The 21,893-nt window shown below is 67.5% G+C and carries 17 protein-coding genes; 7 read left to right on the top strand and 10 right to left on the bottom strand.

Translation table 11 applies throughout. The annotated features are described in order from the left end of the window. Positions 1-18: 18 nt before the first annotated feature. The 6 genes from FFS52_RS15695 to FFS52_RS15720 all read right to left on the bottom strand — a co-directional run bounded on the left by FFS52_RS15695 (position 19) and on the right by FFS52_RS15720 (position 6,343). Positions 19-417: a type II toxin-antitoxin system VapC family toxin gene (locus tag FFS52_RS15695; RefSeq protein ID WP_065629469.1), complete on the bottom strand. Its 399-nt coding sequence runs from the start codon at positions 415-417 to the stop codon at positions 19-21. Further along, positions 414-647, bottom strand: a complete 234-nt coding sequence (locus FFS52_RS15700; RefSeq protein ID WP_065629468.1) for a type II toxin-antitoxin system Phd/YefM family antitoxin — start codon at positions 645-647, stop codon at positions 414-416. Before FFS52_RS15700 ends, FFS52_RS15695 begins: the two co-directional genes overlap by 4 nt. A gap of 69 nt (positions 648-716) precedes the next feature. Beyond that, entirely contained in the window at positions 717-2,171 is a 1,455-nt protein-coding gene (locus FFS52_RS15705; protein WP_137810245.1) for a wax ester/triacylglycerol synthase domain-containing protein, read from the bottom strand. Beyond that, the gene (locus tag FFS52_RS15710; protein ID WP_058252824.1) at positions 2,168-3,661 is read right to left on the bottom strand and encodes an HAD-IB family hydrolase; all 1,494 of its coding nucleotides are present in this window, start codon (positions 3,659-3,661) and stop codon (positions 2,168-2,170) included. The genes FFS52_RS15705 and FFS52_RS15710 overlap by 4 nt, the downstream gene beginning before the upstream one ends. Next, entirely contained in the window at positions 3,658-6,003 is a 2,346-nt protein-coding gene (locus tag FFS52_RS15715) for a glycerol-3-phosphate 1-O-acyltransferase (protein ID WP_137810259.1), read from the bottom strand. The genes FFS52_RS15710 and FFS52_RS15715 overlap by 4 nt, the downstream gene beginning before the upstream one ends. A 136-nt stretch (positions 6,004-6,139) precedes the next feature. Beyond that, positions 6,140-6,343, bottom strand: a complete 204-nt coding sequence (locus FFS52_RS15720; RefSeq protein ID WP_058252822.1) for a cold-shock protein — start codon at positions 6,341-6,343, stop codon at positions 6,140-6,142. Between the two features lie 217 nt (positions 6,344-6,560). Between FFS52_RS15720 and FFS52_RS15725 the strand changes: the two genes are divergently transcribed. Together FFS52_RS15725 and FFS52_RS15730 are read left to right on the top strand one after the other, a co-directional pair. After that, positions 6,561-9,992: a serine/threonine-protein kinase gene (locus FFS52_RS15725; RefSeq protein ID WP_137810246.1), complete on the top strand. Its 3,432-nt coding sequence runs from the start codon at positions 6,561-6,563 to the stop codon at positions 9,990-9,992. Between the two features lie 115 nt (positions 9,993-10,107). After that, positions 10,108-10,941 (top strand): aldo/keto reductase, encoded by an 834-nt coding sequence (locus FFS52_RS15730; protein WP_068972157.1) that lies wholly within the window; start codon positions 10,108-10,110, stop codon positions 10,939-10,941. Positions 10,942-11,381: 440 nt separating this feature from the next. Here the strand turns inward: FFS52_RS15730 and FFS52_RS15740 are convergent, their stop codons facing one another. From FFS52_RS15740 to FFS52_RS15755, 4 genes are all read right to left on the bottom strand, one after another. Beyond that, positions 11,382-12,176 carry a class I SAM-dependent methyltransferase gene (locus FFS52_RS15740; protein WP_065629464.1) on the bottom strand — a complete coding sequence of 265 codons (795 nt, stop codon included), beginning with the start codon at positions 12,174-12,176 and terminating at the stop codon, positions 11,382-11,384. 93 nt (positions 12,177-12,269) lie between these two features. Beyond that, positions 12,270-13,670, bottom strand: a complete 1,401-nt coding sequence (gene xylB, locus FFS52_RS15745) for a xylulokinase (RefSeq protein ID WP_065629463.1) — start codon at positions 13,668-13,670, stop codon at positions 12,270-12,272. Then, on the bottom strand, positions 13,667-15,142 hold the full coding sequence (locus FFS52_RS15750) for a mannitol dehydrogenase family protein (protein WP_137810248.1): 1,476 nt from the start codon (positions 15,140-15,142) through the stop codon (positions 13,667-13,669). The genes xylB and FFS52_RS15750 overlap by 4 nt, the downstream gene beginning before the upstream one ends. After that, positions 15,139-16,197: an NAD(P)-dependent alcohol dehydrogenase gene (locus FFS52_RS15755; protein ID WP_137810260.1), complete on the bottom strand. Its 1,059-nt coding sequence runs from the start codon at positions 16,195-16,197 to the stop codon at positions 15,139-15,141. Before FFS52_RS15755 ends, FFS52_RS15750 begins: the two co-directional genes overlap by 4 nt. A 150-nt stretch (positions 16,198-16,347) precedes the next feature. Between FFS52_RS15755 and FFS52_RS15760 the strand changes: the two genes are divergently transcribed. From FFS52_RS15760 to ugpC, 5 genes are read left to right on the top strand one after another with little or no spacing between them, the layout of a single operon-like run. After that, complete coding sequence (locus FFS52_RS15760; RefSeq protein ID WP_137810249.1) at positions 16,348-17,388, top strand: sugar-binding domain-containing protein; 1,041 nt, start codon at positions 16,348-16,350, stop codon at positions 17,386-17,388. Continuing rightward, positions 17,385-18,743 carry a sugar ABC transporter substrate-binding protein gene (locus FFS52_RS15765; RefSeq protein WP_137810250.1) on the top strand — a complete coding sequence of 453 codons (1,359 nt, stop codon included), beginning with the start codon at positions 17,385-17,387 and terminating at the stop codon, positions 18,741-18,743. The genes FFS52_RS15760 and FFS52_RS15765 overlap by 4 nt, the downstream gene beginning before the upstream one ends. 2 nt (positions 18,744-18,745) lie before the next feature. After that, positions 18,746-19,699, top strand: a complete 954-nt coding sequence (locus FFS52_RS15770; protein ID WP_137810251.1) for a sugar ABC transporter permease — start codon at positions 18,746-18,748, stop codon at positions 19,697-19,699. Then, positions 19,699-20,586, top strand: coding sequence for a carbohydrate ABC transporter permease (locus tag FFS52_RS15775; protein WP_249356277.1), 888 nt, complete (start codon positions 19,699-19,701; stop codon positions 20,584-20,586). Before FFS52_RS15770 ends, FFS52_RS15775 begins: the two co-directional genes overlap by 1 nt. 55 nt (positions 20,587-20,641) lie before the next feature. Next, positions 20,642-21,748, top strand: a complete 1,107-nt coding sequence (gene ugpC, locus FFS52_RS15780) for a sn-glycerol-3-phosphate ABC transporter ATP-binding protein UgpC (RefSeq protein ID WP_058252812.1) — start codon at positions 20,642-20,644, stop codon at positions 21,746-21,748. The last annotated feature ends 145 nt before the right edge of the window (positions 21,749-21,893 follow it).

The raw sequence follows: 21,893 nt of genomic DNA on the forward strand, positions 1-21,893 counted from the left end.
GGGACTGACACCGAGGACTCACCGGCGAGTGTCGATGACAGGTGTCAGCGTGCCGGTCTGGATGACCTGATCGCTCGTCGCGATGGTCAGACCTCGGCGGGTGGCCTGAGCGACGATCATGCGATCGAAGGGATCGCGATGTTCCCAGGCGAGCTGTCCTGCTGTCACCGCGTCGCTGGAATCGATGGCGAGGTCGGTCGCTGACATGGACGAGAGGGTTTCTTCCCACGCGGCGAGGAGCGGCGCTCCGTCGAGTCTGCCCAGCCGCGTCTTGATGGCGATTTCCCAGGCCGACGCAGCCGACACGTAGAGAGCGTTGCCGGGATTCGCGAGGATGTCCAAGGTGGTGGGTGACAGCCGGTCCGGTTCGCTGACCAGCCACAGGACCGCGTTGGTGTCCAGCAGGACATCGGTCACGAACCCGACTCCCAGCGCTCGAGGTCGTCGGCGGACAGCGGTGCGTCGAAGTCGTCGGGAACAACCATGGCCGGGAACTGCCCGAATCGACGCGGAGGTGGTGCCACGGGCCTGAGTACTGCGACGGGTCGGCCATGCGTGGTGATAGTGATCTCTTCCCCGGTTCTCTCGATTTCAGCCAGCACGGCGTTGAGGCGCGCCTTGGCTTCTGTGCTGCTCAGGGTTCTCATGAGCCGATTCTACTCGGTTCTGACCATTCGGACTGGTTCGAATGCACAGAACGTGGGCCACGAGTTCCCTCACACCACCCGTCGCAGCACCCCCGGTACGACGTCGTCATCGGCGGCGAGAGCCAGCACCTCACCGAAACCGGCGACGAGGCAGTCGGCGAACAACTCGAGGTCGGTGACCGCGGCGCCGTCGGAATTGATTCCGAGACAGGCCGTTCCGTTGTGGGTGATCATCGTCGCCATCGTCGCGCAACCGGGCAGCGGGCCGAACGGGAACATCCGCTCGACCTTGGCGCCGGCCACGTAGGTGTCCCACGGGATGCCCGGCACGTTGCTGGCCTGCAGATCGTTCTGGCTGGTCGTGCCGCTGAACTGCATGAGCACCGATCCGGGCAACCAGGCCATCACCGAGCCCAGCGTGTTGAAGATGTCGACGGCCGGTTCGTGCCGGGCGACGCGGACCTGTTCGCGGATGGTGAGGACCCGCTCGAAGGGGTCGGCGATCCCGACCGGTCCGGCGAGCCGTCCCACCGCGATTCGGTTGCCACCCGCCGGATCCTCCGGACGCCGCACCGAGATCGGGATCGCGACCGGCATCGTCTCGATCGGGGTGCCCATCTTCTCGTGATAGAGGCGGAAGCCGCCGATGAGCCCGGCGAGGTAGACGTCGTTGATCGACGCACGAGTCGCCGTCGCGGTCGCCTTGAGGTCGGTGAACGGGACCTCGAACGCACTGAAACGCCACGACAGGCTCCGGTGCGCGAGCAACGGGGAACCCGGGGGACTGACCAGTCCCGCCACGCGTGGAACCGAGCGACCATAGCGGAGAACGGAACTCAGTGCCTGGCGGGGATGTGCCAGGGCGCGGACGCCGCGGAAGGTCGTGTCGACACGATGCGGGATCCGCCGGATCTCCTCGCCCACCTGCCGGCGGAGCAGGTCGACGGGCGTGATGTTCACCGGGTCGGGACTCGGCGGCTGGGGTTTGCCCGGATTGTGTTCGCGTGTGGGCGAATGCAGCTGGGCGAGTCCGATGATCGCGCCCAGGCCGTCGGTGAGCGCATGGTGGGCTTTGAGGAAGTATGCGGCCTTGCCGTCCGGCAGCCCTTCGATCAGCGTGCCCTCCCACGGCGGCCGTGCGGCATCGAGCGCGGTCATCGCGAGCTGCTCGCACGTGACGAGCAGCTCACGCATGCTGCCGTTGCCGCCCAGACGGATTCGGCGCAGATGGTAGTGCAGGTCGAAGTCCGGGTCGACTGCCCAGCTGGGCGTTCCCATGCCGAACGGGGAGTCGACGACGCGCTGCCGGAATCGCGGGGCCATTCGGCTTCCCCATTCGTGGGCAGCCACGAGCCGGTCCCAGTCCGGGGCGCAGTCGTACACCTCGAGCATGCAGATGGTCCCGCGCATCCGGCGATCGGTGTCGCCTCGCCACATGATGGTGTCCACCGAGCTCATGTGGGGCTCGCTGGCCCAGTCGAGCGGTCGGTCCACCCCGTCGGTCAGGTCCGGTTCCTCGCTCACACTTGCCTCTCTTCCGGTACCTCGACGGGTGGCCGGGCGTCGTCGTCGGCGAAGAAGTCCAGCGGCCAGTCGGCCAGGGCGCTGATGTACATCTGCCGGACCTCCTCGGCGCGGTCGCCGATCTCGTCGGGCGACCAGTCGCTGGTGTCCACCGGCGGCAGCACCATCACCTCGACGGTCCCCGGTCGGATGAGTTGCGCACCGCGCCACATCAACTCGCCGGTGTTACGCAGGACCACCGGTACGACGGGGACACCCGCCTGCATCGCGATGTGGAACGGACCCTTCTTGAACCTGCCCACACGTGGTGTGGGCGACCGGGTGCCCTCGGGCGCGACCACGAGCGACATTCCCTCGTCCCGCAGAGCTGTGACGGCCGGCGCCAGCTGTTCGATCGCGCGGCCCGGGTCGGCGCGATCGATGAACACCAACCCGGCCTGCTGCAGGATCGGCCCGACCACCGGAACCCGTTGCACCTCCTTCTTGGCCACCCCCGTGGCCTCGGACCGCACGAGGTTGATCATCACCGGCAGGTCGAGTTTCGACTGGTGGTTGAACAGGAACACGCACGGCCGCGCCGACGTGAGGTACTCGCCTCCGTCGAGGACCTGCACGTGGATCCCGGCGAGTGACAGCCCGACGTCGGTACCGGTCGGCAGGGCCTCGACGAGTGCGGCGGGATCGCGTCGAACGAGCCCGGTGGTGACGCCCACCGCGGCGGAGGCGAGAAACGAACCGTAGAAGGCGCCGGTTCGGGCCAGCATCCCGAGCCGGTTGTACGTGGGGTTCTTCAGGTCGATGATCGGCCAGCCGCGGGATTCGGCCTCCGCCCGCAGTATTCGGCGCGGGGAGACCGCCGCCGGGTTGCCCACCGACTCCAGGTACGGGATGTCCTCGTTGCCGTCGCTGTAGGCGAAGGAGGCGTCGAGGTCGATGCCGTGCTCACGGGCGAGGGTGCGTACCGCAGCGGCTTTTCCCGGACCCCAGAGCGGGCGTCCCCGGATGTTGCCGGTGACCACCCCGTCGACGACCTCGACATCGGTGGCGAGTGCGAAGTCGGCCTCGATCTCCCGCGCGATGGGTTCGATCTGGAATCGGGTCGCCGACGACGCGATGACGATGGTGTGTCCCATCTCCCGATGCGCGCGCAGGATCTGCCACATCTGCGGCCGCAGCTTGGCCGCCGTCTCGTATTTGAAGAGGTGTTCGCCGAACTCGATCAGCTCGGCGTAGGTCTTGCCGGCGAACGTGGGACGCGTGGCGTCGAGCACTTCTGCGTAGTCCTGTTCGGACACGACGCCGCGCAATCCGATGAGCAGGAAGTCGGCGAGTTCGCCGAAACCGAATTCCATGCTGCGCAAGCGTGCTCGCATGATGGCGGCGGCGGAGAAGCCCTCGATCAGGGTGCCGTCGTAGTCGAACAGCGCGGCGACCTTCTTACCGGTGGGTGCCGACCGGATGGCCCGCATCCGGTCGGTGAAGGCACTCACGGTGTCCCCTCCGACCAGACCGTGTCCATGGTGTCGGCTCCGCCCACGGCACGCTGGAGATCCTCGATCGACGCGATCCGGGCCAGCCGCTCGCGCATCGATTCGACCTCGTCGAGCCAGTCCCGGCGGGCGGTCGCGAGGTCCGCGACCTCCTCGCCGTGGATCAGGTGGCGGTTGTCGGCGAGCTGATAACAGCCGTCGTAGAGGTCCTTGGAAACCGAATCCTTGCTGCGCACAACACCTTGCAGGGACAGCTGGCGTCCCAGACCGAGGCATTCGACGATCAGGTCCTCCTTGTCGCGCGATGCGGTGCCGAGTTCCACGAGTTTGGTCGCGAAGACCAGTTGGGCGTCGAAGAACGGCTGCAGGGTGCGTCGGGCGAGGAGTCCGCCGGTGTGGCCGTGCAGTACCTCGTAGGTCCACTCCTGCGTCGGCGTCACGGCACGCCAGCCCGGGGCCAGCAGATCGAGTTCGAGACCGAGTCGGTGCAGGAACTCGGTCTTGGCCGGGAAGAAGAACTCGAACTTGAGCAGATCGCGGATTCGCAGGGCCTCCCGTTGCGACGCCGCGAGCAGCCCCTCGTCGGCGAGCGGACCGTCGGCCGTCTCGTCGTATCCGACGGGGTGTTCGTCCGGCGGGATGTCGTCGGCCCGGACGTCACCGTCGGCCACGGCGATCATGGCGACCTCGACGATCGCGCGGTCGACGAAGTGATGGAGCGCCCCGTTGCGGTAGTAGGCCGCGACCGCGTGATTGTCCGGCACGATGGACCACACCGGTTCGGAACCGCCGTCGAAGCAGCTCACCACGCCGTTGCCGGCGAGGACCCGGAGGGTCTGGGTCAGCCCGACCCCGCGGCACAGGGCCGGGTCCGGGCCGGGTAGCTCGCGCCGGCGGATGTAGTCGAGCAGGGGAGCCAGGATGGCCTCGATCTCCGCGAGCGTGTACGCCCTGTCGTGCGCGCCGAGGAGGGCGAAACCGGCCAGCGAGGTCGCCGAGATCGGGGTGGCGGAATTGATCTCGTCCATCACCCGGAACGCGACCTTCTCCAGTCGCGCGCGGCCCTCGCCGGCGTCGGCGAGAGCGGTCCGCAGCGAGATGGGGGTCCCGAATCGCACCCGGGCCTCGCCCAGGTACGCGCGCTGCGCCTTCGCATAGCGCAACAACCACCCGACGCCCTCGGGCTTCTTCGTGCCACCGGCGTCCTCGGCCGCCATCGCGCCGATCTCCTGGAGCTGGTCGTACACGATCGAGGTCGGCACGATCGTCACGTCGGCCTCGTCGAGCTGCCCCACCGCGTCGACGACGTAGGTGAGCAGTCCCAGTTTGGGCTTCCGGAGCTTGCCGGTCCGGCTGCGACCGCCCTCGATGTACCACTCCAGGTTGAAGCGCTTCTCGACGATGTAGGCGAGGTAGGAGCGCATCGCGAACTTGTAGACCGGGTCCGCGCCGAACTTGCGCCGGATGAAGATCATGCCGGCGCGGCGGGCCACCGGGCCCACCGGCCAGAACGAGAGATTGTTCCCGCCGAGCACGAGGTTGGGTGGGAAGTCGTTGTTGCGCAGCACTTTCGCCAGGACCAGCGGATCGACATAGGACCGGTGGGAGGGCAGGAAGATCAGGCCGGTGGACTTGTTGAGGGTGCGCAGGGTGTTGAGGTTCTCGACGTCGACGGTGACGTTCCAGGCCCGCTCGTGCAGTCGGTTGAAGGTCGCCGAGAACACGTCGTCCATGAGCCGGCTCTGGGTGGCGACGAAGGTCGAGAGTTTGTCGGTGGCCTCGGCGACCACCGCATCGGTGGGCCGACCCAGCTCGGCTGCGAGTTTGGCCGCGGACGTCTGGAATCGCGACGAACTGCTGATCTGCTCGGCGACCAGCCGGGGGACCTTGTAGCGATCACCGACGATCTGGCGTTCGGCTCGCTCGGCCGACACCGACGCCTGGAACAGGACGAACTGGGCGAACGGCTCACCCTGCGCCTGGTGATGGGCATACCGGGTGCGTAGTTCCTCGATCGTGGCGGGTGCACCGGCAACGACGCGGAGACTGTCCGGACGTCTCTTCCGGATCAGCGGCTGGACCGCTCCGAGCGGCCGCCGGGGATTGGACAGCACCAGGACGTCGCCCAGCGTGACCCGCCGCTCACCCTGCCGGACCGCCGGGAGCCAGACCGCCCGGACAGGCACGAGCAACGTCTCCGGCGCCATGCCGTCGAAGTCGATCTCCGCCGATCGGGAGATCGTCGCGTCCGGATAGTTCGCCGCCGTCCACTCGCGTACCGCCCGCATCTCGCACGACGTACGGGCTTTGGTCAGCACCACCACCGGATCGGTCACCTGCATCACCCTCACGTCTCCTGGGGTCCGGCCCCGCCTAATTGTGACGTGGACTACGCCGAGGGGGGTGGTTTTCGTCAGGATGACGAAACGCCCCATCCGACCGTGTGGCCGTCCGGGGCGTTTCGCGAAAGTCAGGAGCTCAGAGCGCGCTGACGTTGGTAGCCTGGGGGCCCTTGGCACCCTGCTCGACGTCGAATTCGACGCGCTGGTTCTCTTCGAGGTTGCGGAAGCCGCTACCTTGGATCGAGGAGTAGTGGACGAAGACATCTGCGCCCTGGTCGTCGGGAGCGATGAAGCCGAAGCCCTTTTCGCCGTTGAACCACTTGACGGTTCCCTGTGCCATACTGCTGTACTTCTTTCTTCAGTGTGCGCAACCACCAAGACCGATGGCCGCCCGTCAACTCTGTCACAGATGAGGACCGTTGGGAAACGCAGGGCGCAATCGGTGTGGGCGGTCCGCTGCGCGGGTACCCCGTTCGAGAACGAAACCCGGGTGTTCGGGGTCTGCGTGAGTAGGCTGGACAGGGCACCACGCGATCGACCTGCGATCGAGGCACGTCATGGCCGAGAACGATCCGCTGACCACACAACGCGGTGCCGTCCGCGACGTCGCCGGTGAACTGGTGGAAGCAGGTTTCGCCGATCCGGTCGAGATCGGTCGTGGTGGCTACGGTGCCGTATATCGCTGCCGCCAGCCCGCATTGGACCGCGATGTCGCGGTCAAGGTGCTGACCGACCACCTCGACGCGCAGAACCTCGAGCGGTTCGTGCGTGAGCAGCGTGCGATGGGACGACTCTCCGGGCACCCGAACATCGTCAACATCCTCGAGGTCGGGTCCACGCCCGAGGGGTTTCCGTTCATCGTGATGCAATACCACCCCCACGCGTCGTTGGACCTGCGCATCCGCAGGGACGGTCCGCTCGACTGGCGCGACGTGCTCCGGCTCGGCATCAAGGTGGCCGGCGCGCTCGAGACGGCCCACCGGGCAGGCACCCTGCACCGCGACATCAAGCCGGGGAACATCCTGCTCACCGAATACGGCGAACCTCAGTTGACCGACTTCGGCATCGCCCGGATCTCCGGCGGCTTCGAGACCGACGCCGATCTGGTCACCGGTTCTCCCGCCTTCACCGCGCCCGAGCTCCTCGCCGGTGCGACGCCATCGGTGACCTCCGACGTCTATGGGCTGGGCGCGACCCTGTTCTGTGCGCTGACCGGCCACGCGGCGTTCGAGAGGCGCAGCGGGGAGCAAGTGGTCGCGCACTTCCTCCGCGTCGCGAGCGAAGGAGTCCCCGATCTCACGTCGGCCGGATTCCCCGCGGAGGTGTCCGGCTGCATCGAACATGCGATGGCGCGCGAACCCGCGGACCGCCCCGGGTCGGCGGCAGAGCTGGGCGAGGAACTGCGGAACGCGCAGCGGCGGCTCGGGGTGCCACTCGACGGGATGGCGCTGCCGGACGGGTCCTCGGAGCCTGCCACCTCGACGACGCCGCCGCGGCGGCGGACGACGATGACGCTGCCCATGCCGTCGACGAAGTTCCGCCCACCCGTCCGGCCTCGAGCGCAGGTCACCAGGACCCGACTCCTGAAGACACTGCGCGACGGGAAGCTGCGCCGTCTCACGCTCATCCACGCACCCACCGGCTACGGGAAGACCACGGTCGCGGCCCAGTGGGCCGAGGAGCTCGCCGTCGACGGCGTACCGGTGGCGTGGCTGACGGTCGACGACACCGACAACGACGTCGCACGGTTTCTCGCCGACCTCGTCGAGGCACTGCGCCGGGCGGCCCCGGACGCCGTCGGCGACCTCGCCGCGGCGGTCGAGGAGCACGGCGATCGCGCCGAGGAGTACGTGTTGACATCGTTGATCAACGAGGTCCACGCGCACGGCCGGCGCATCGCGCTCATCGTCGACGACTGGCACCGGGTGACGGACCCGACGGTCATCGGGGTGATGGACTATCTGCTCGAACACGGTTGCCGTCACCTGCAGGTGATCGTGACCAGCCGAACCCGGCGAGGCCTCCCGGTCAGTCGCCTGCACGTCCACGACGAGATCATCGAGATCGACATGGGAGCACTGTGTTTCGACGAGGCGGAAGCCGGGCGGTTCCTCCTTGATGTCGCCGGTCTGGACCTGCGGGGCGACGAGGTCGCCGAACTGTGGTCATCGACCGACGGTTGGGTCGCGGCGCTGCAACTGGCATGTGTGTCGCTGCGCCGATCCGGGCATCCCGGCGAGCTGATCGGCGACATCTCCGGTCGCCACCATGCCATCGGTGACTTCCTCGCCGAGAACGTCCTGGGCGTGCTGGAACCGGAGGTCCTGCATTTCCTGCTCACCGTCTCGCTGCCGGAACGGATCTGCGCCGATCTCGCGACCACGCTGAGCGGCGAGGCGCGCGGACAGGCCATGCTCGAGGAGGTCGAGCTCCGTGACCTGTTCCTCACCCGGGTCGATCAGGCCGGGGAGTGGTTCCGGTTCCACTCCCTGTTCGCCGAGTTCCTCCGGCGCAGGCTGGAACGCGATGAGCCGCAACTCATTCCGCAACTGCACCGCAGAGCGTCGGAGTGGTTCGCGGGGCACGCAATGCTGACCGAGGCGGTCGACCATGCGCTCGCCGCCGGTGACGCGGACCGCGCCATCGAACTCGTCGAGACCGACGGCCGGTCACTCATCGAACACTCGCGAATGACCACCCTGATCACGTTGATGGAGAAGTTGCCGCCCGTGACGGTGGCGGCCAACCCGATCCTGCAGATGCAGCTCGCGTGGGCGAACCTGCTCCTGCACCGCGCCGCGCTCGCCGAAGCCTCCCTCGAACGGGCGCGGGTCGCACTGGAGCGAGTGGCGAGGTCCGATGCTGCCCTGGGGATTCGGCGTGAGGCCGACATCGCCGAGGCGTGCGTGCGCGCCATCTTCGACCGGCTCGACGGGCTCGACGAACTGGTGGCGCGCCTGGCCGACGACCTCGACGGGTTGTCGCCGTTCCTCGTGTCGGCCATCCACAATGTCGGGACCCTCAGCGCCACCTTGCGATTCGACTTCGACGAGGCTCACCGCTGGCAACAACGCGCGATCCCGGCACACCGACGCAACACCGGTCCGTACGCGGTCATGTACGGTTACGGCCTCGACGGGCTCGCCTACGTCGAGCAGCTCGACCTCGACCGTGCCGAAGCATGTTTCCGTACGGGACTGCGGTTGTCGCGCGAACAGGGTTCGTCGACCCAGTCGCAGGGTGCGCAGCTCGCCAGCGCTCTTCTCGCGGCGGTCCGGTACGAGCGCGGTGATGTGTCCGAGGCCGAACGACTGCTCGACGAGAGCTTCTTCATCGGGGCCGCCGAAGGCGTCGTCGACATGATCGAGGCTCGCCACCTCGTCGGGGCGCGCGTGGCGTTGTGCCACGGTGACCGGGCCGTCGCGGCGTCCTACCTGGACGAAGCCGTGGACATCGCCGAGCGGCTCGACACCCCACGGCTGCGTGCCGTGGCCGAGAACGAGCAGGTGATGAGGCACCTGCCGGCTCGTCGTAGGGTGTCTGCGCGCGTCGATGCCGGCGCCGAGGTGCCGACACGCGGCATCGCGGCGATCGTCGCGCAGCTCCATGCCGAGACCGCGATCCGGTTGATGCTTGACGCCGGCGAGTCCGCCGAAGCCCCTGACGTCGCCTGTCGGTGGGCGCAGGAGTGGGTGGACCGGTTGGCCGGCAGTGGCCGCCACCGGGCGTTTCTGCGGGCGCGACGACTACTGGCGGTGTGTCTCGCTGCGGCCGGTCGGACGCAGGAGGCGCGCGCGCACACCCTCGCTGTCCTGGCGCAGTGCGCAGCGTCAGGCTTGGTTCGGTTCCCGCTGGATGGCGGCGACGAGTTCACCCGGCTCGTCGACGACGTCGCCCGCGGTGTTCGTGCCGGTGACCGTCCCGCTCCGGCCGCGTTGTCGCCGGATTTCCTCGACCGGTTGCTCGGCGACGGTGGCACCCGTTCGTGACCGGCCGGGAATACCAGGGCGGGCCGGCGGCCTTGAACCACAACGTGGCCCCACACCGCCCGCCGCGCGGGTGCGGGGCAGGTGTAGACGACCCCTAGAGAGAGGACAAGTGCTCATGGCAGTCCCGAACATCACACTGAACAACGGAATCACCATCCCGCAGTTGGGTTTCGGAGTCTTCCAGGTTCCGCCGGAGGACACGCGTGAAGCAACTCTGACCGCATTCGAGGTCGGATACCGCCACATCGACACCGCGGAGATGTACGGCAACGAGAAGGGCGTCGGCGAAGCGGTCCGCGATTCGGGCATTCCGCGCGACGACATCTTCATCACCAGCAAGCTGAACAACGGCTTCCACGACTACGACGACGCCCTGAAGGCGCTCGACGGAACCCTCGCCGACCTCGGCGTCGAGCAGATCGACCTCTTCCTGATCCACTGGCCACTGCCGGAGGTGGGCGACTACGTCCAGACCTGGAAGGCGCTCGAGAAGGCCTACGCCGACGGCAAGGCGCGAGCGATCGGCGTGTCGAACTTCCAGCAGGCGCATCTACAGCGTCTCTTCGACGAGACCGACGTCGTACCCGCGGTGAACCAAATCGAGGTGCACCCGTATCTGTCGCAGAACCCGTTGCGCGCGTTCAACTCCGAGCACGGCATCGCGACCGAGGCATGGTCCCCGATCGCCCAGGGCAAGGTGACCGACGACCCGGTGATCACCGAGATCGCCAAGTCCAAAGACCGCTCGCCCGCCCAGGTCACCCTGCGGTGGCACATCCAGCGCGGCGACATCGTCTTCCCGAAATCGGTGACCCGCTCGCGCGTCGAGGAGAACTTCGCACTGTTCGACTTCGAACTGTCCGACGACGAGGTCGCCCAGATCGACCGCCTCAACAGCGACGAACGCATCGGTCCCGATCCGGACACCTTCAACTACGTGCCGGAGTGATTAACCCCCTCTCGACTGTGCTCCCCTGAGGTGCGAGCGGTGACCTCTTCTGTTCCCTGAGGTGCGAGCGGTGACCTCTTCTGTTCCCTGAGGTGCGAGCGGTGACCCTTCTGTTCCCTGAGGTGCGAGCGGTGACCCTTCTGTTCCCTGAGGTGCGAGCGGTGACCCTTCTGTTCCCTGAGGTGCGAGCGAAGCGAGCCTCGAAGGGCCTCACAAGGTGCCTCACCAGGCCCTTCGTGGCTCGTCGCTATCGCTCCTCGCACCTCAGGGAGCAGGGGGTGGCGGCGCTATCGCTCCTCGCACCTCAGGGAGCAGGGGGTGGCGGCGCTATCGCTCCTCGCACCTCAGGGAGCAGGGGGTGGCGGCGCTATCGCTCCTCGCACCTCAGGGAGCAATGGTTATGTCGTTCTCTCGAGTTATGGGACGGGGGTGACCGGAGGTCAGGAGAGGTTCTCGGGGCGAGCAGGTTTCGACAACGAGGCGCGCAACTGACTGAACCGGAACAGTGCGGGTTCGCCGACCACGTCGGTGTAGCGGTCGATGACCGTGTCGACGAAGTCGTCGACTGCACTGTCCGGTAGGCGGCTCGTCCAATCCGACGCCCCGACGGCGAACCAGGCTCGGAAGTCGTCGACCGAATCGAACTGCCAGTTCAGATCCTTCACCGTCAGGTCGTCCACGATGAACCCGGCGTCGGTGGCGAGTTCCCCGAACCGCGACGGTTCCACGTGGACGTAGGGCGCGTCGAAGCCGTCGAAGTAGCGCTTCCGCTCCGGTTGCGCCGCGACCTCCATCGCCACGTCTTCGATACTCGGTCTTTCGGTGGCGCACACCATCTGCAGCACCGCCCGACCGCCGTCGACGAGACTGCGAGCGATTCCTTGCAGCGCCGCCCCCTGGTCGTGCACCCAGTGCAGCGCGTTGAACGACACCACGATGTCGAAGTCGTCGTCGAAGGGCAGGGCAAGCACGTCGTCGACGTGGAACTGGATGCGCAGCAGGTCCGCCGGGACCCGGAGCAGCGCGCGTTCGATCATCCGACGCGAGGCGTCGACGCCGACGACCGAGCCCGACGGCAGCCGGTCGGCGAGCAGCATCGTGATGAAGCCGTCGCCGCACCCGATGTCCAGCAGGCGTTCGGTCCCGGTGAGTTCGAGGTCGCAGATCGACTCCTCGGCGACCATGCGCTGCAAGGCGCTCACGTCCGCGTACCGGTCACCGTCCCAATCGACCATCGCTCACTCCTCGGTTGTGTACCGACCCCGGGCGATTGTCCCGGCAAGTGCGCACGGCCGCCCGACGTTCGGCGTATCCGGGCCGCCGCAGTCCTACCGCCCCGCCGCGCGTTCCACCATGAGCGAGGCCTCCCGGTAGTGCGCGTACACCTCGGGCGTGGGCGTCCCGGTGAGCGTCTGGGTCGATGTCTCCCACGCGGGCAGTTCACCGGTCAGGGCCCACGCGGCCTGTCGCGCCGCACCGAGCGCCACGTGTTCGCCGTCGGCGGGGACGACGACCTCGCCGCCGAACAGAGCCGGTGCGATGTGGCGCACCGCAGCCGACTTCGCGCCACCCCCGGTGAGCAGCACACGCTCGACGTCGATGCCCTGCTGCTCGATCCGTTCGCGGCAGAACACCAGCGACGAGACCAGGCCCTCGACGGCCGCGCGGGCGATCGCGGCCGGGGTGAAGTTGGCCGCGGTCAGCCCCGTCAGCGTGCCGGTCGCGTCGGGGAGGTTCGGCGAGCGCTCGCCGGCGAAGTAGGGCACCATCGTGACGCCACCCGCGCCGGGCTCAGCCGACATGGCCAACCGGGCGAACTCGGCCAGGTCCACGCCGAGCATCGACGCGGTCGACGCCAGCACCGGGGCGCCGTTCAGGGTGCAGACCAGAGGCAGGTGACGCCCGGTCGCGTCCGCGAACCCGGCCACCAGACCCGACGGATCATTCGGCGCCACGTCGCCGACGGCGCTGACCACGCCCGACGTGCCCAGGGAGACAACGGCATCCCCGGGGCCGGCGTGCAGTCCCAGTGCGGCTGCGGCGTTGTCGCCCGCGCCGGCGCCCACGACGACGCCGGTCGGCGTGCCGCCGGCCCGTTCCGCGGGGCCGAGGACCCGGGGCAGAAGTGGTCGACGGCCGCGGAACGCGGCTTCGAGCAGATCGGTTCGGTACTCGCCGGTCGCCGCGCTGAAATAGCCGGTGCCGGAGGCGTCGCTGCGGTCGGTCGTCAGCTCGGCGAGGTCGTGACTGTCGCGCAGTCGCCAGGTCAGCCAATCGTGCGGAAGGCAGATCGCAGCCGTGGCGTCGGCGTGCGCCGGTTCGTGGTCGGCCAGCCAGCGGAGTTTGGTCGCGGTGATGGAAGCCACCGGCACCACCCCGACAGAGCGTGCCCACTGCTCGGATCCGCCGAACTCGTCGACGAGAGCAGCAGCGCTCGGTGCGGATCGGGTGTCGTTCCACAGCAATGCTTCCCGGACCACCCGGCCGTTCCCGTCCAGACAGACCATGCCGTGCTGCTGGCCCGCCACGGACACCGCGGAGACGTCGTCGAAGCCGCCCGCGGCGGCGACCGCAGTGCACAGTGCGTCCCACCAGTGATCCGGGTGTACCTCGGTACCGGCGGGGTGCGCAGCGTGCCCGGTGCGCACCACCTGCCCGGTGTCGGCGTCACAGACGACCACCTTGCATGACTGGGTCGACGAATCGATCCCGGCGACCAGCGTCGTCATGCGAGCAGGTCGATCAGTGTCGCGCGGGTTCCCTTGCTGCGCAACGACTCAAGCGCCGACAGATACGGAGTGGTGAACAGCGGATCCTGGGCGAGGGTACCGAACAGCTCGGGGTCGGCGACGAAGGCCAGCGGGTCGGTGCGGGACCGTTGCGCTCGCGGAACGAGTTCGGCCGCAAGGGGGTCGACGACGTCGATCGGTTCCCCCGCCTCGTCGGTGCCCTCGGCGTAGCGGGTCCAGCTCGCCACGACCGCAGCGGCGAGGTCGCTTCGCCGGCCCTGTTCGAGGCGCTCGCGGATCACCGGGACCAGCCACTTCGGGATGCGGTCGGAGGAGTCCTGGCACAGTCGCGCGATGGTGTCACCGATCGCCGGGTTGGCGAAACGTTCGAGGAGGGTGTCGATGTACTCCTCGACGTCGACGCCGGGAAGCGGACGGAGGGTGGTTGCGCCTTCTTCGGTCATGTAGCGGTGCAGCAGGTTCCGGATGTCCGGGTCGGACGACGCGTCGTGGACGTAGCGGTACCCGAGCAGATATCCGAAGTAGCACAGCGCCTGGTGACCGGCGTTGAGCAGTCGCAACTTCATCAGCTCGTACGGGGTGACGTCGTCGACGACCTGGACTCCCACCTGCTCCAGTGCGGGGCGTCCCATCGAGAACTCGTCCTCGAGCACCCACTGCGTGAAGGGCTCGGCGACCACCGGCCAGTTGTCGTCGACACCGGTGCGATCGGCGACCTCGGCGGCCAACTCGGGCGGTGTGGCCGGGGTGATGCGGTCCACCATCGAGTTCGGGAACCGGGTGTTGGATTCGATCCACGCGGCCAGTTCCGGATCGCGCAGCTGCGCATAGGCGAGGAAGGTCGATCGTGCCATGTGCCCGTTGCCCTGGATGTTGTCGCACGACATGACCGTGAACGACGGGACACCGCGGTCCCGGCGCCGCGCGAGTGCCTCGGTCACCAGCCCGAAGACGGTGCGTGGCGGCGCACTGGCCTCGAGGTCGGCGACGATGTCCGGGCTCGTGGCGTCGAACTCACCGGTCGACGGTGAGAAGTTGTAGCCGCCCTCGGTCACCGTCAGCGAGACGATGCGTGTCGCCGGGTCGCTGAGCCGCTCGATGACCTTCTCGGGATCATCAGGAGCGTAGAGGTATTCGACGATCGATCCGATCACCGAGGTCTCGACGGCACCGTCGGGGTGTTTGAGGGTGAGCGTGAACAGTCCGTCCTGCGGCCCCAGGGCGTCGCGCATCGCGGCGTCGGCCGTGCGGACGCCGACCCCGCAGATGCCCCACTCGCGCGCCGACGCGTCGGTCGCGAGGAGACGGTCGAGGTACATCGCCTGGTGTGCACGGTGGAACGCACCCACACCGAAGTGCACGATCCCGGGGGTGACGCCCGAACGGTCGTAAGTGGGGACCTCCACGCCGGCGAGGTCCGACACCGTCTCGTTGTTCAGGGGTGTGTTCATCGAAGAGTTCCTTCCGTCTCGTTCGGGGCGGTGTCGGCGCCGGGCCCGGGCTGGTATCTCGAAAGAGACGGGTATACCACGGCTTTGATGGTGCCGGGTGTGCGATCGGAGTCGAGCGCGTCGGCGAGCTGGTCGAGTCCGAACCGGGCGGTGACCATGGCGTCGAGGTCGACGGCGCCGGTCCGGACCAGTGCGAGGGCCGTCGGCCAGGTGTTGGCATAGCGGAACACCCCGGTCAGCACCAGTTCGCGGTTCTGGATGAGCGACACCGGCAGTTCCATCGAGTCGGCGCCCATCCCGACGAGGACGACGCGCCCGCCGGGACGCACCCGGGCCAGTCCATCCCGAACCGCACCCGCGACACCGCTCGCATCGACGAAGGCGTCGACGGGTTCGCTCCCGGTTCCGGGCTCGATCACCGTGGTGGCACCGAATTCGAGTGCGCGAGAACGTCGCTGCGCATCGGGCTCACTGACGACGATGCGCGCGAGACCGGACGCCCGGGCGACCTGCGCCACCATCAGGCCGATCGGACCCGCGCCGGCGATCAGGACCGAGCCGCCCACCGACGCCTCGGCTTTGCGCATCGCGGCGATGCCCACGGAGAGCGGCTCGAACAAGGCGGCGGCCTCGTCGGAGACCTCGGGTGGTACGGGATGCGCGAAATCGGCTCCGATGGTCACGAATTCGGCGAAGGCGCCGTCCACCGGAGGCGTCGCGTAGAACCGCATGTGTGGGCACAGGTGGTAGTCACCGCGTCTGCTCTCCGCTGTGGTCGGGTCGGGACGCTGCGGTTCGATGGACACCCGCTCGCCGACCCGGCCCGGGTCAACCCCTTCCCCGACGGCGACGACGACCCCGGCCGCCTCGTGACCGAGGACGAGCGGTTCGCGGACCACGAACTCGCCGATCCGTCCGTGACGAAAGTAGTGGGTGTCGGACCCGCAGACCCCAACCGCGCGCACGGCCACCGTGACGTCACCGGGCTCCGGGTCCGGCGACCTGCGACTTTCGGTGGTCACCGAGAGATCGGGATGCAGGACGGCGGCGCGCATCGCGTCGGGAACGTCCGCTATGGGGCGATCGGCTGTTGCGTGGGTCACACCCGGATGCTAGCTTATTGAGCACATTGACCGCCAGTGAGCAGATGCTCACCGTCGTTGGCTCAACGAGCGACGGCGACGACAGGGACGGGGCACGCGACCATGGCACCTCGGAAGTCGACGAGCGACGACGGCGAGCCGTCCGTCTCGACAGTCCGCGCGGCCTCGCGCGGAACCCCCGACTCCGGCCAGGACCTGCGTCTTCTCGTCCGCGCCGCGACCATGTACCACCTCGAGGGGCTCACCCAGGCCGAGATCGCATCACGCCTGGGCGTCTCGCGGCCGACCGCCGGTCGGCTGGTGGCGCGGGCCCGGGCGCAGGGCCTCGTCCGCGTGTCCGTGGCTGCGCCGGCGCACCTCTCGGCCTCGATCCACACCGATCTCGAACGCGCGGTGGAGGAGACCCTCGGTCTCGACGAGGTGCTCATCATCGACGAGGTGGCCGACGGCACCACCACCGGCAACGCCGCGCTCGGCCGCGCCGGGGCCTCGGTGCTCACCCGCCGCATCCAGGCGACCGACACCTTCGGATTCACCTGGGGGCCGGAGCAGGTGGCTGTCGCCGACGCCATGGCCGCATCGGCGTCATGTCAGCGGGTCGTGCAGATGGACGGCTCGATGACCTCGGTGGAGTACCACACCGGCGTCGACCATGCACTGTCCCGGTTCTCCGAACGTCTTCATGCCCGTCCGCTGCGGCTGGTCGCACCGCTGTATGTCGACCCGGAGACGGTCACCGCCGTGAACCGTGATTCGATTCTGTCGCAAGCGCTCGCGGCGGCACGTGGTGCGCAGGTGATGCTCTTCGGCGTCGGGTCGGTGTCGACGTCGACCACATTGTTCGAGGGATCGTTCATCGATGCCGTCGTCCTCGACGAGCTCCTGGAACTCGGCGCGGTCGGAGAGATCGGCGGACGCTTCTATGACGCGCACGGCGTCGCGGTGCCCTCCAGTCTCGTCGATCGGACCGTCTCGGTGTCCCTCGACGCGGTACGGGCCTGCCCGACATCGATCCTCGTGTCCGGTGGCACACACCGTCGCGAATCCATCCTCGGTGCACTGCGCGGTGGCTACGCCACCATTCTCGTCACCGACCTCGCCACCGCCGAATGGCTTGTGGTGCAAGAGAAAGGCGGACAATGATGTTCTCCCGACACCGAGTGCGATGGGCGCTGGGTGCGATCATCGCGACCGTGACGCTGGTGCTGACCGGCTGCTCCGGCGCCGGTTCACTCACCGGCGGCGGTGGTCGCGAGATCACCGTCGCGATGGTCTCCAACTCGCAGATGCAGGACGCGGTGAAGCTGTCCAGGCAGTTCGAGGAACAGAATCCCGGCGTCACGGTGCGATTCGTGACCCTCTCCGAGAACGAGGCGCGGGCCAAGATCACCGCATCGGTGGCCACCGGCGGCGGTGAGTTCGACGTCGTGATGATCAGCAACTACGAGACCCCGATGTGGGGCGAGTACGGCTGGCTCGTGAATCTGACCCCGTACATGGATGCCGATCCCGAGTACGACGTCGACGACTTCATCCCGACGCTGAAAACGGCTCTCTCTCACGACGGTTCGATGTACTCGGCGCCCTTCTACGGCGAGTCGTCGTTCCTGATGTACAACAAGAAGCTCTTCGCCGAGGCGGGGGTGTCGTTGCCGGCCCAGCCGACGTGGCCCCAGGTCGCGGAGGCGGCAGCCAAGCTCGACAACGAGCGCACCGCGGGCATCTGCCTGCGCGGCAAGCCCGGCTGGGGTGAGGTGCTCGCCCCGCTCAACACGGTGATCAACGCCTTCGGCGGCCGCTGGTACGACGAGGACTGGAACGCGCAGCTCAACAGTCCGGAGGTCGCCGCGGCGGTGAAGTTCTACGTCGACACCGTCCGGAACCACGGCGAGGCCGGCGCCGCGTCGTCGGGCTTCCAGGAGTGCGGAAACCTGTTGTCGCAGGGCCAGGTCGCGATGTGGTACGACGCGACCTCGGCGGTGTCGGTGCTCGAGAGCCCGGACACCTCGTCGATCGCCGGGGACGTCGGCTACCTGCCGGCGCCCAGTATGGCCAAGGGAGACAACGGCTGGCTCTACACCTGGTCGCTGGGCATCCCCACCAGCAGCGAGCACCAGGACGAGGCGTGGAAGTTCATCCGGTGGATGACCAGCAAGAGCTACATCGAGTACGTCTCGGAGACGCTGGGGCCCAGTCACGTTCCACCGGGCAGCCGACTGTCCACGTATGAACTGCCGGCGTACAAGGAACTCGCCGCTCCGTTCGCCGAGCAGACACTGAGCGCGATGCGCGCAGCGAACCAGTTGAAGCCGACCCTCGAGCCGGTGCCCTACACCGGCGTCCAGTTCCTCGCGATCCCGGAGTTCCAGGACCTCGGAACCCGGGTGAGTCAACAGATCTCGGCAGCCATCGCCGGTCAGATCAGTGTCGACGACGCGCTCGCCCAGGCACAAGAGTACGCCCAGGTCGTCGGCAAGTCCTACCAGAGGGAGCAGTGATCATGGCCACCGCAGTCTCCACTCCACCACCCGACACGACCCCGAAGGCACCGCTGACGTCCTCGCGTGATCACGTCACGCGCGCCGAGGGCTGGCGGCGTCGCGGCCCGCTCCTGCCGGCCCTGATCTTCTTGATCGTGGTCACGCAGATCCCGTTCGTGTTCACGCTGTACTACTCCACCCAGTCATGGAACCTGGTGCGTCCGGATTCCCGTGCGTTCGTCGGCCTCGACAACTATGTCGCGGTCTTCGGCGACAGTCAGTTCTGGCGGGTGACGGTCAACACAATCCTGCTGATCGTGGGCACGGTGCTCATCTCGGTGCTCCTCGGTCTGATGTTCGCCCTTCTGCTCGACCGGAAGTTCCTGGGCCGAGGCGTGGTTCGGACACTGCTCATCACGCCGTTCCTGGTGACCCCGGTGGCGGCCGCGCTGCTGTGGAAGACGAGCTTGCTCTCGCCGACCAACGGACTCGTCAACTGGGCGCTGAGTCCGTTCGGTGTCGAGACCGACTGGCTGTCGGAGTTCCCGCTGATGAGCGTGATGGCCGAATTGGTCTGGCAGTGGACGCCGTTCATGATGCTGCTGATCCTCGCGGGCCTGCAATCGATGCCCCGTGACATCCAGGAAGCGGCACGCGTCGACGGCGCCACGAGCTTCCGGCTCTTCCGGGAACTCACCCTCCCGCATCTGCGCCGGTTCATCGAACTCGGTGCGGTGCTCGGGGCCATCTACCTGGTGAACACCTTCGACGCGGTGTACATGATGACCTCCGGTGGTCCGGGCGTCTCCAGTTCGAATCTGTCGTACTACATCTACCAGCGCGCGTTCCTCGGCTTCGACATCGGCCAGGCCGCCGCGATGGGTGTCGTGACGGTGATCGGCACGATCGTCGTCGCCACGCTCGCCCTGCGACTGATCTTCAAATCATTCTCCGGAACAGAGGAGCCGGCCTGATGACCACCGACATTCGCTCCGACCATGCGTCGGCCGGCAATACAGAAGACAAGTCCGGCACCGAGATCCGCCGTCGGCGACAACCACGCCAGGCAGCCCTCACCGCCGTCACCTGGATCCTGGCCATCGGGTTCTTCTTCCCGGTGCTCTGGATGGTGCTGACGGCGTTCAAGCAGGAGAGCGACGCCGCGACGAACCCGCCGACCTTCATCTTCGAGCCGACGCTGCAGCAGTTCCGCGACGTCTTCGACGCGGGAATCGCCACACCCCTGTTGAATTCCTTGTTCGCGACGATCGTGTCGACGATCCTGGTGCTGTTGCTCGGCGTGCCGGCTGCGTTCGCGCTGTCGCTGCGCCCCGTACGCAAGACCAAGGATGCGCTGTTCTTCTTCATCAGCACCAAGATGCTGCCGATCGTCGCCGCAATCATCCCGCTGTACGTGATCGTCGGTGAGATCGGGATGCTCGACAACATCTGGACGCTGGTCATCCTCTACACCGCGATGAACCTACCGATCGCGGTGTGGATGATGCGGTCGTTCTTCCTCGAGGTCCCCGGTGAACTCCTCGAGGCCGCCAGCATCGACGGCGCTAGCCTGTGGACCTCGGTGCGTGAAGTGATCCTCCCGCTCATCTCGCCGGGAATCGCAGCGACAGCACTGATCTGCGTGATCTTCTCGTGGAACGAATTCTTCTTCGCCGTCAACATGACCGCGGTCAACGCGCAGACGATGCCGGTGTTCCTGACCGGTTTCATGTCCGGCCAGGGCCTGTACTGGGCGCAGCTGTCCGCCGCATCCGTGCTCGCCGCGCTGCCGGTCGTCATCTGCGGCTGGATCGCCCAGAACAAGCTCGTCCGTGGACTCTCGTTCGGCGCGATCAAGTGATCCATTCCGTCTGACACGCACTCGCACAACACTTTTGTAGAAACCGGAGAACATCATGGCTTCCATCACCTACGACAAGGCCTGCTGCGTCTACCCCGGCGCGGACAAACTCGCCGTCGACTCACTGAACCTGGACATCGACGACGGTGAGTTCGTGGTCCTCGTCGGACCGTCGGGCTCGGGCAAGTCCACCGCCCTGCGCATGCTCGCCGGGCTCGAAGAGATCGACTCGGGTCAGATCCGGATCGGTGGCGACAACATGGTCGGCGTCGCGCCCAAGGACCGCGACATCGCGATGGTCTTCCAGAACTACGCGCTGTACCCCAACAAGACCGTCGGGGAGAACATGGGTTTCGCGTTGAAGATGCGCGGCGTGCCCGCCGACGAGCGCAAGCGCAAGGTCGCCGAGGCCGCGCGGTTGCTCGACCTGACCGACTTCCTCGACCGCAAGCCGGCGAAGCTGTCGGGTGGCCAGCGGCAGCGTGTCGCCATGGGGCGGGCCATCGTTCGCGAACCGCAGGTCTTCTGCATGGACGAGCCGCTGTCGAATCTCGACGCCAAACTCCGCGTTCAGACCCGTACCCAGATCGCGGCCCTGCAGCGGCGTCTGGGCACCACGACCGTCTATGTCACCCACGACCAGGTCGAGGCGATGACGATGGGGGATCGTGTCGCTGTCCTCAAGAACGGTGTGCTGCAGCAGTTCTCCACGCCGACGGAACTGTACGACCGTCCGGTCAACGCATTCGTCGCCGGGTTCATCGGCTCGCCGGGGATGAACCTCTTCGTGGCGCCGGTCGTCGACGGTGTGATCACCGTGTCAGGTGCCGCCGTGGACATCGACGCCGAAGCGCAGGCCGCGCTGCGTCGTTCCGGTCTGGAGTCCGTGGTCGTGGGCATCCGTCCGGAGCACCTCGCGTTGTCCGACGGTGGCACCGGACTCAACGCTGACGTCGCCCTCCTGGAGGAACTCGGCAGCGAGACCTACATCTACGCCAACCTCGCCGACGACTCGGTCCGCAATCTCGACGGCGATCCGATGGTGATGGTCGCGCGGTCTGCCGACCGGGCCCCGGCCAAGCGCGGTGAGGGTATCCGCCTGCGCCAGTCCGACAGTGCGGTGCACCTCTTCGACCCGTCCACCGGAGACCGCATCAACTGATCGACCCGTCGACTGGGCGTCGTCTCGCGACGCGAGATTCTCCGCTGGTCGAGCCCTGTTCTCCGCTGGTTGAGCTCCGTTCTCCGCTGGTTGAGCCGTCTTCTCCGCTGGTTGAGCCCTGTCGAAACCACCCCGGTGCAGCCGC

The sequence above is a fragment of the Gordonia sp. ALPHA1B1 genome, assembly GCF_005502615.1.
Taxonomy (GTDB): Bacteria; Actinomycetota; Actinomycetes; order Mycobacteriales; family Mycobacteriaceae; genus Gordonia; species Gordonia hongkongensis.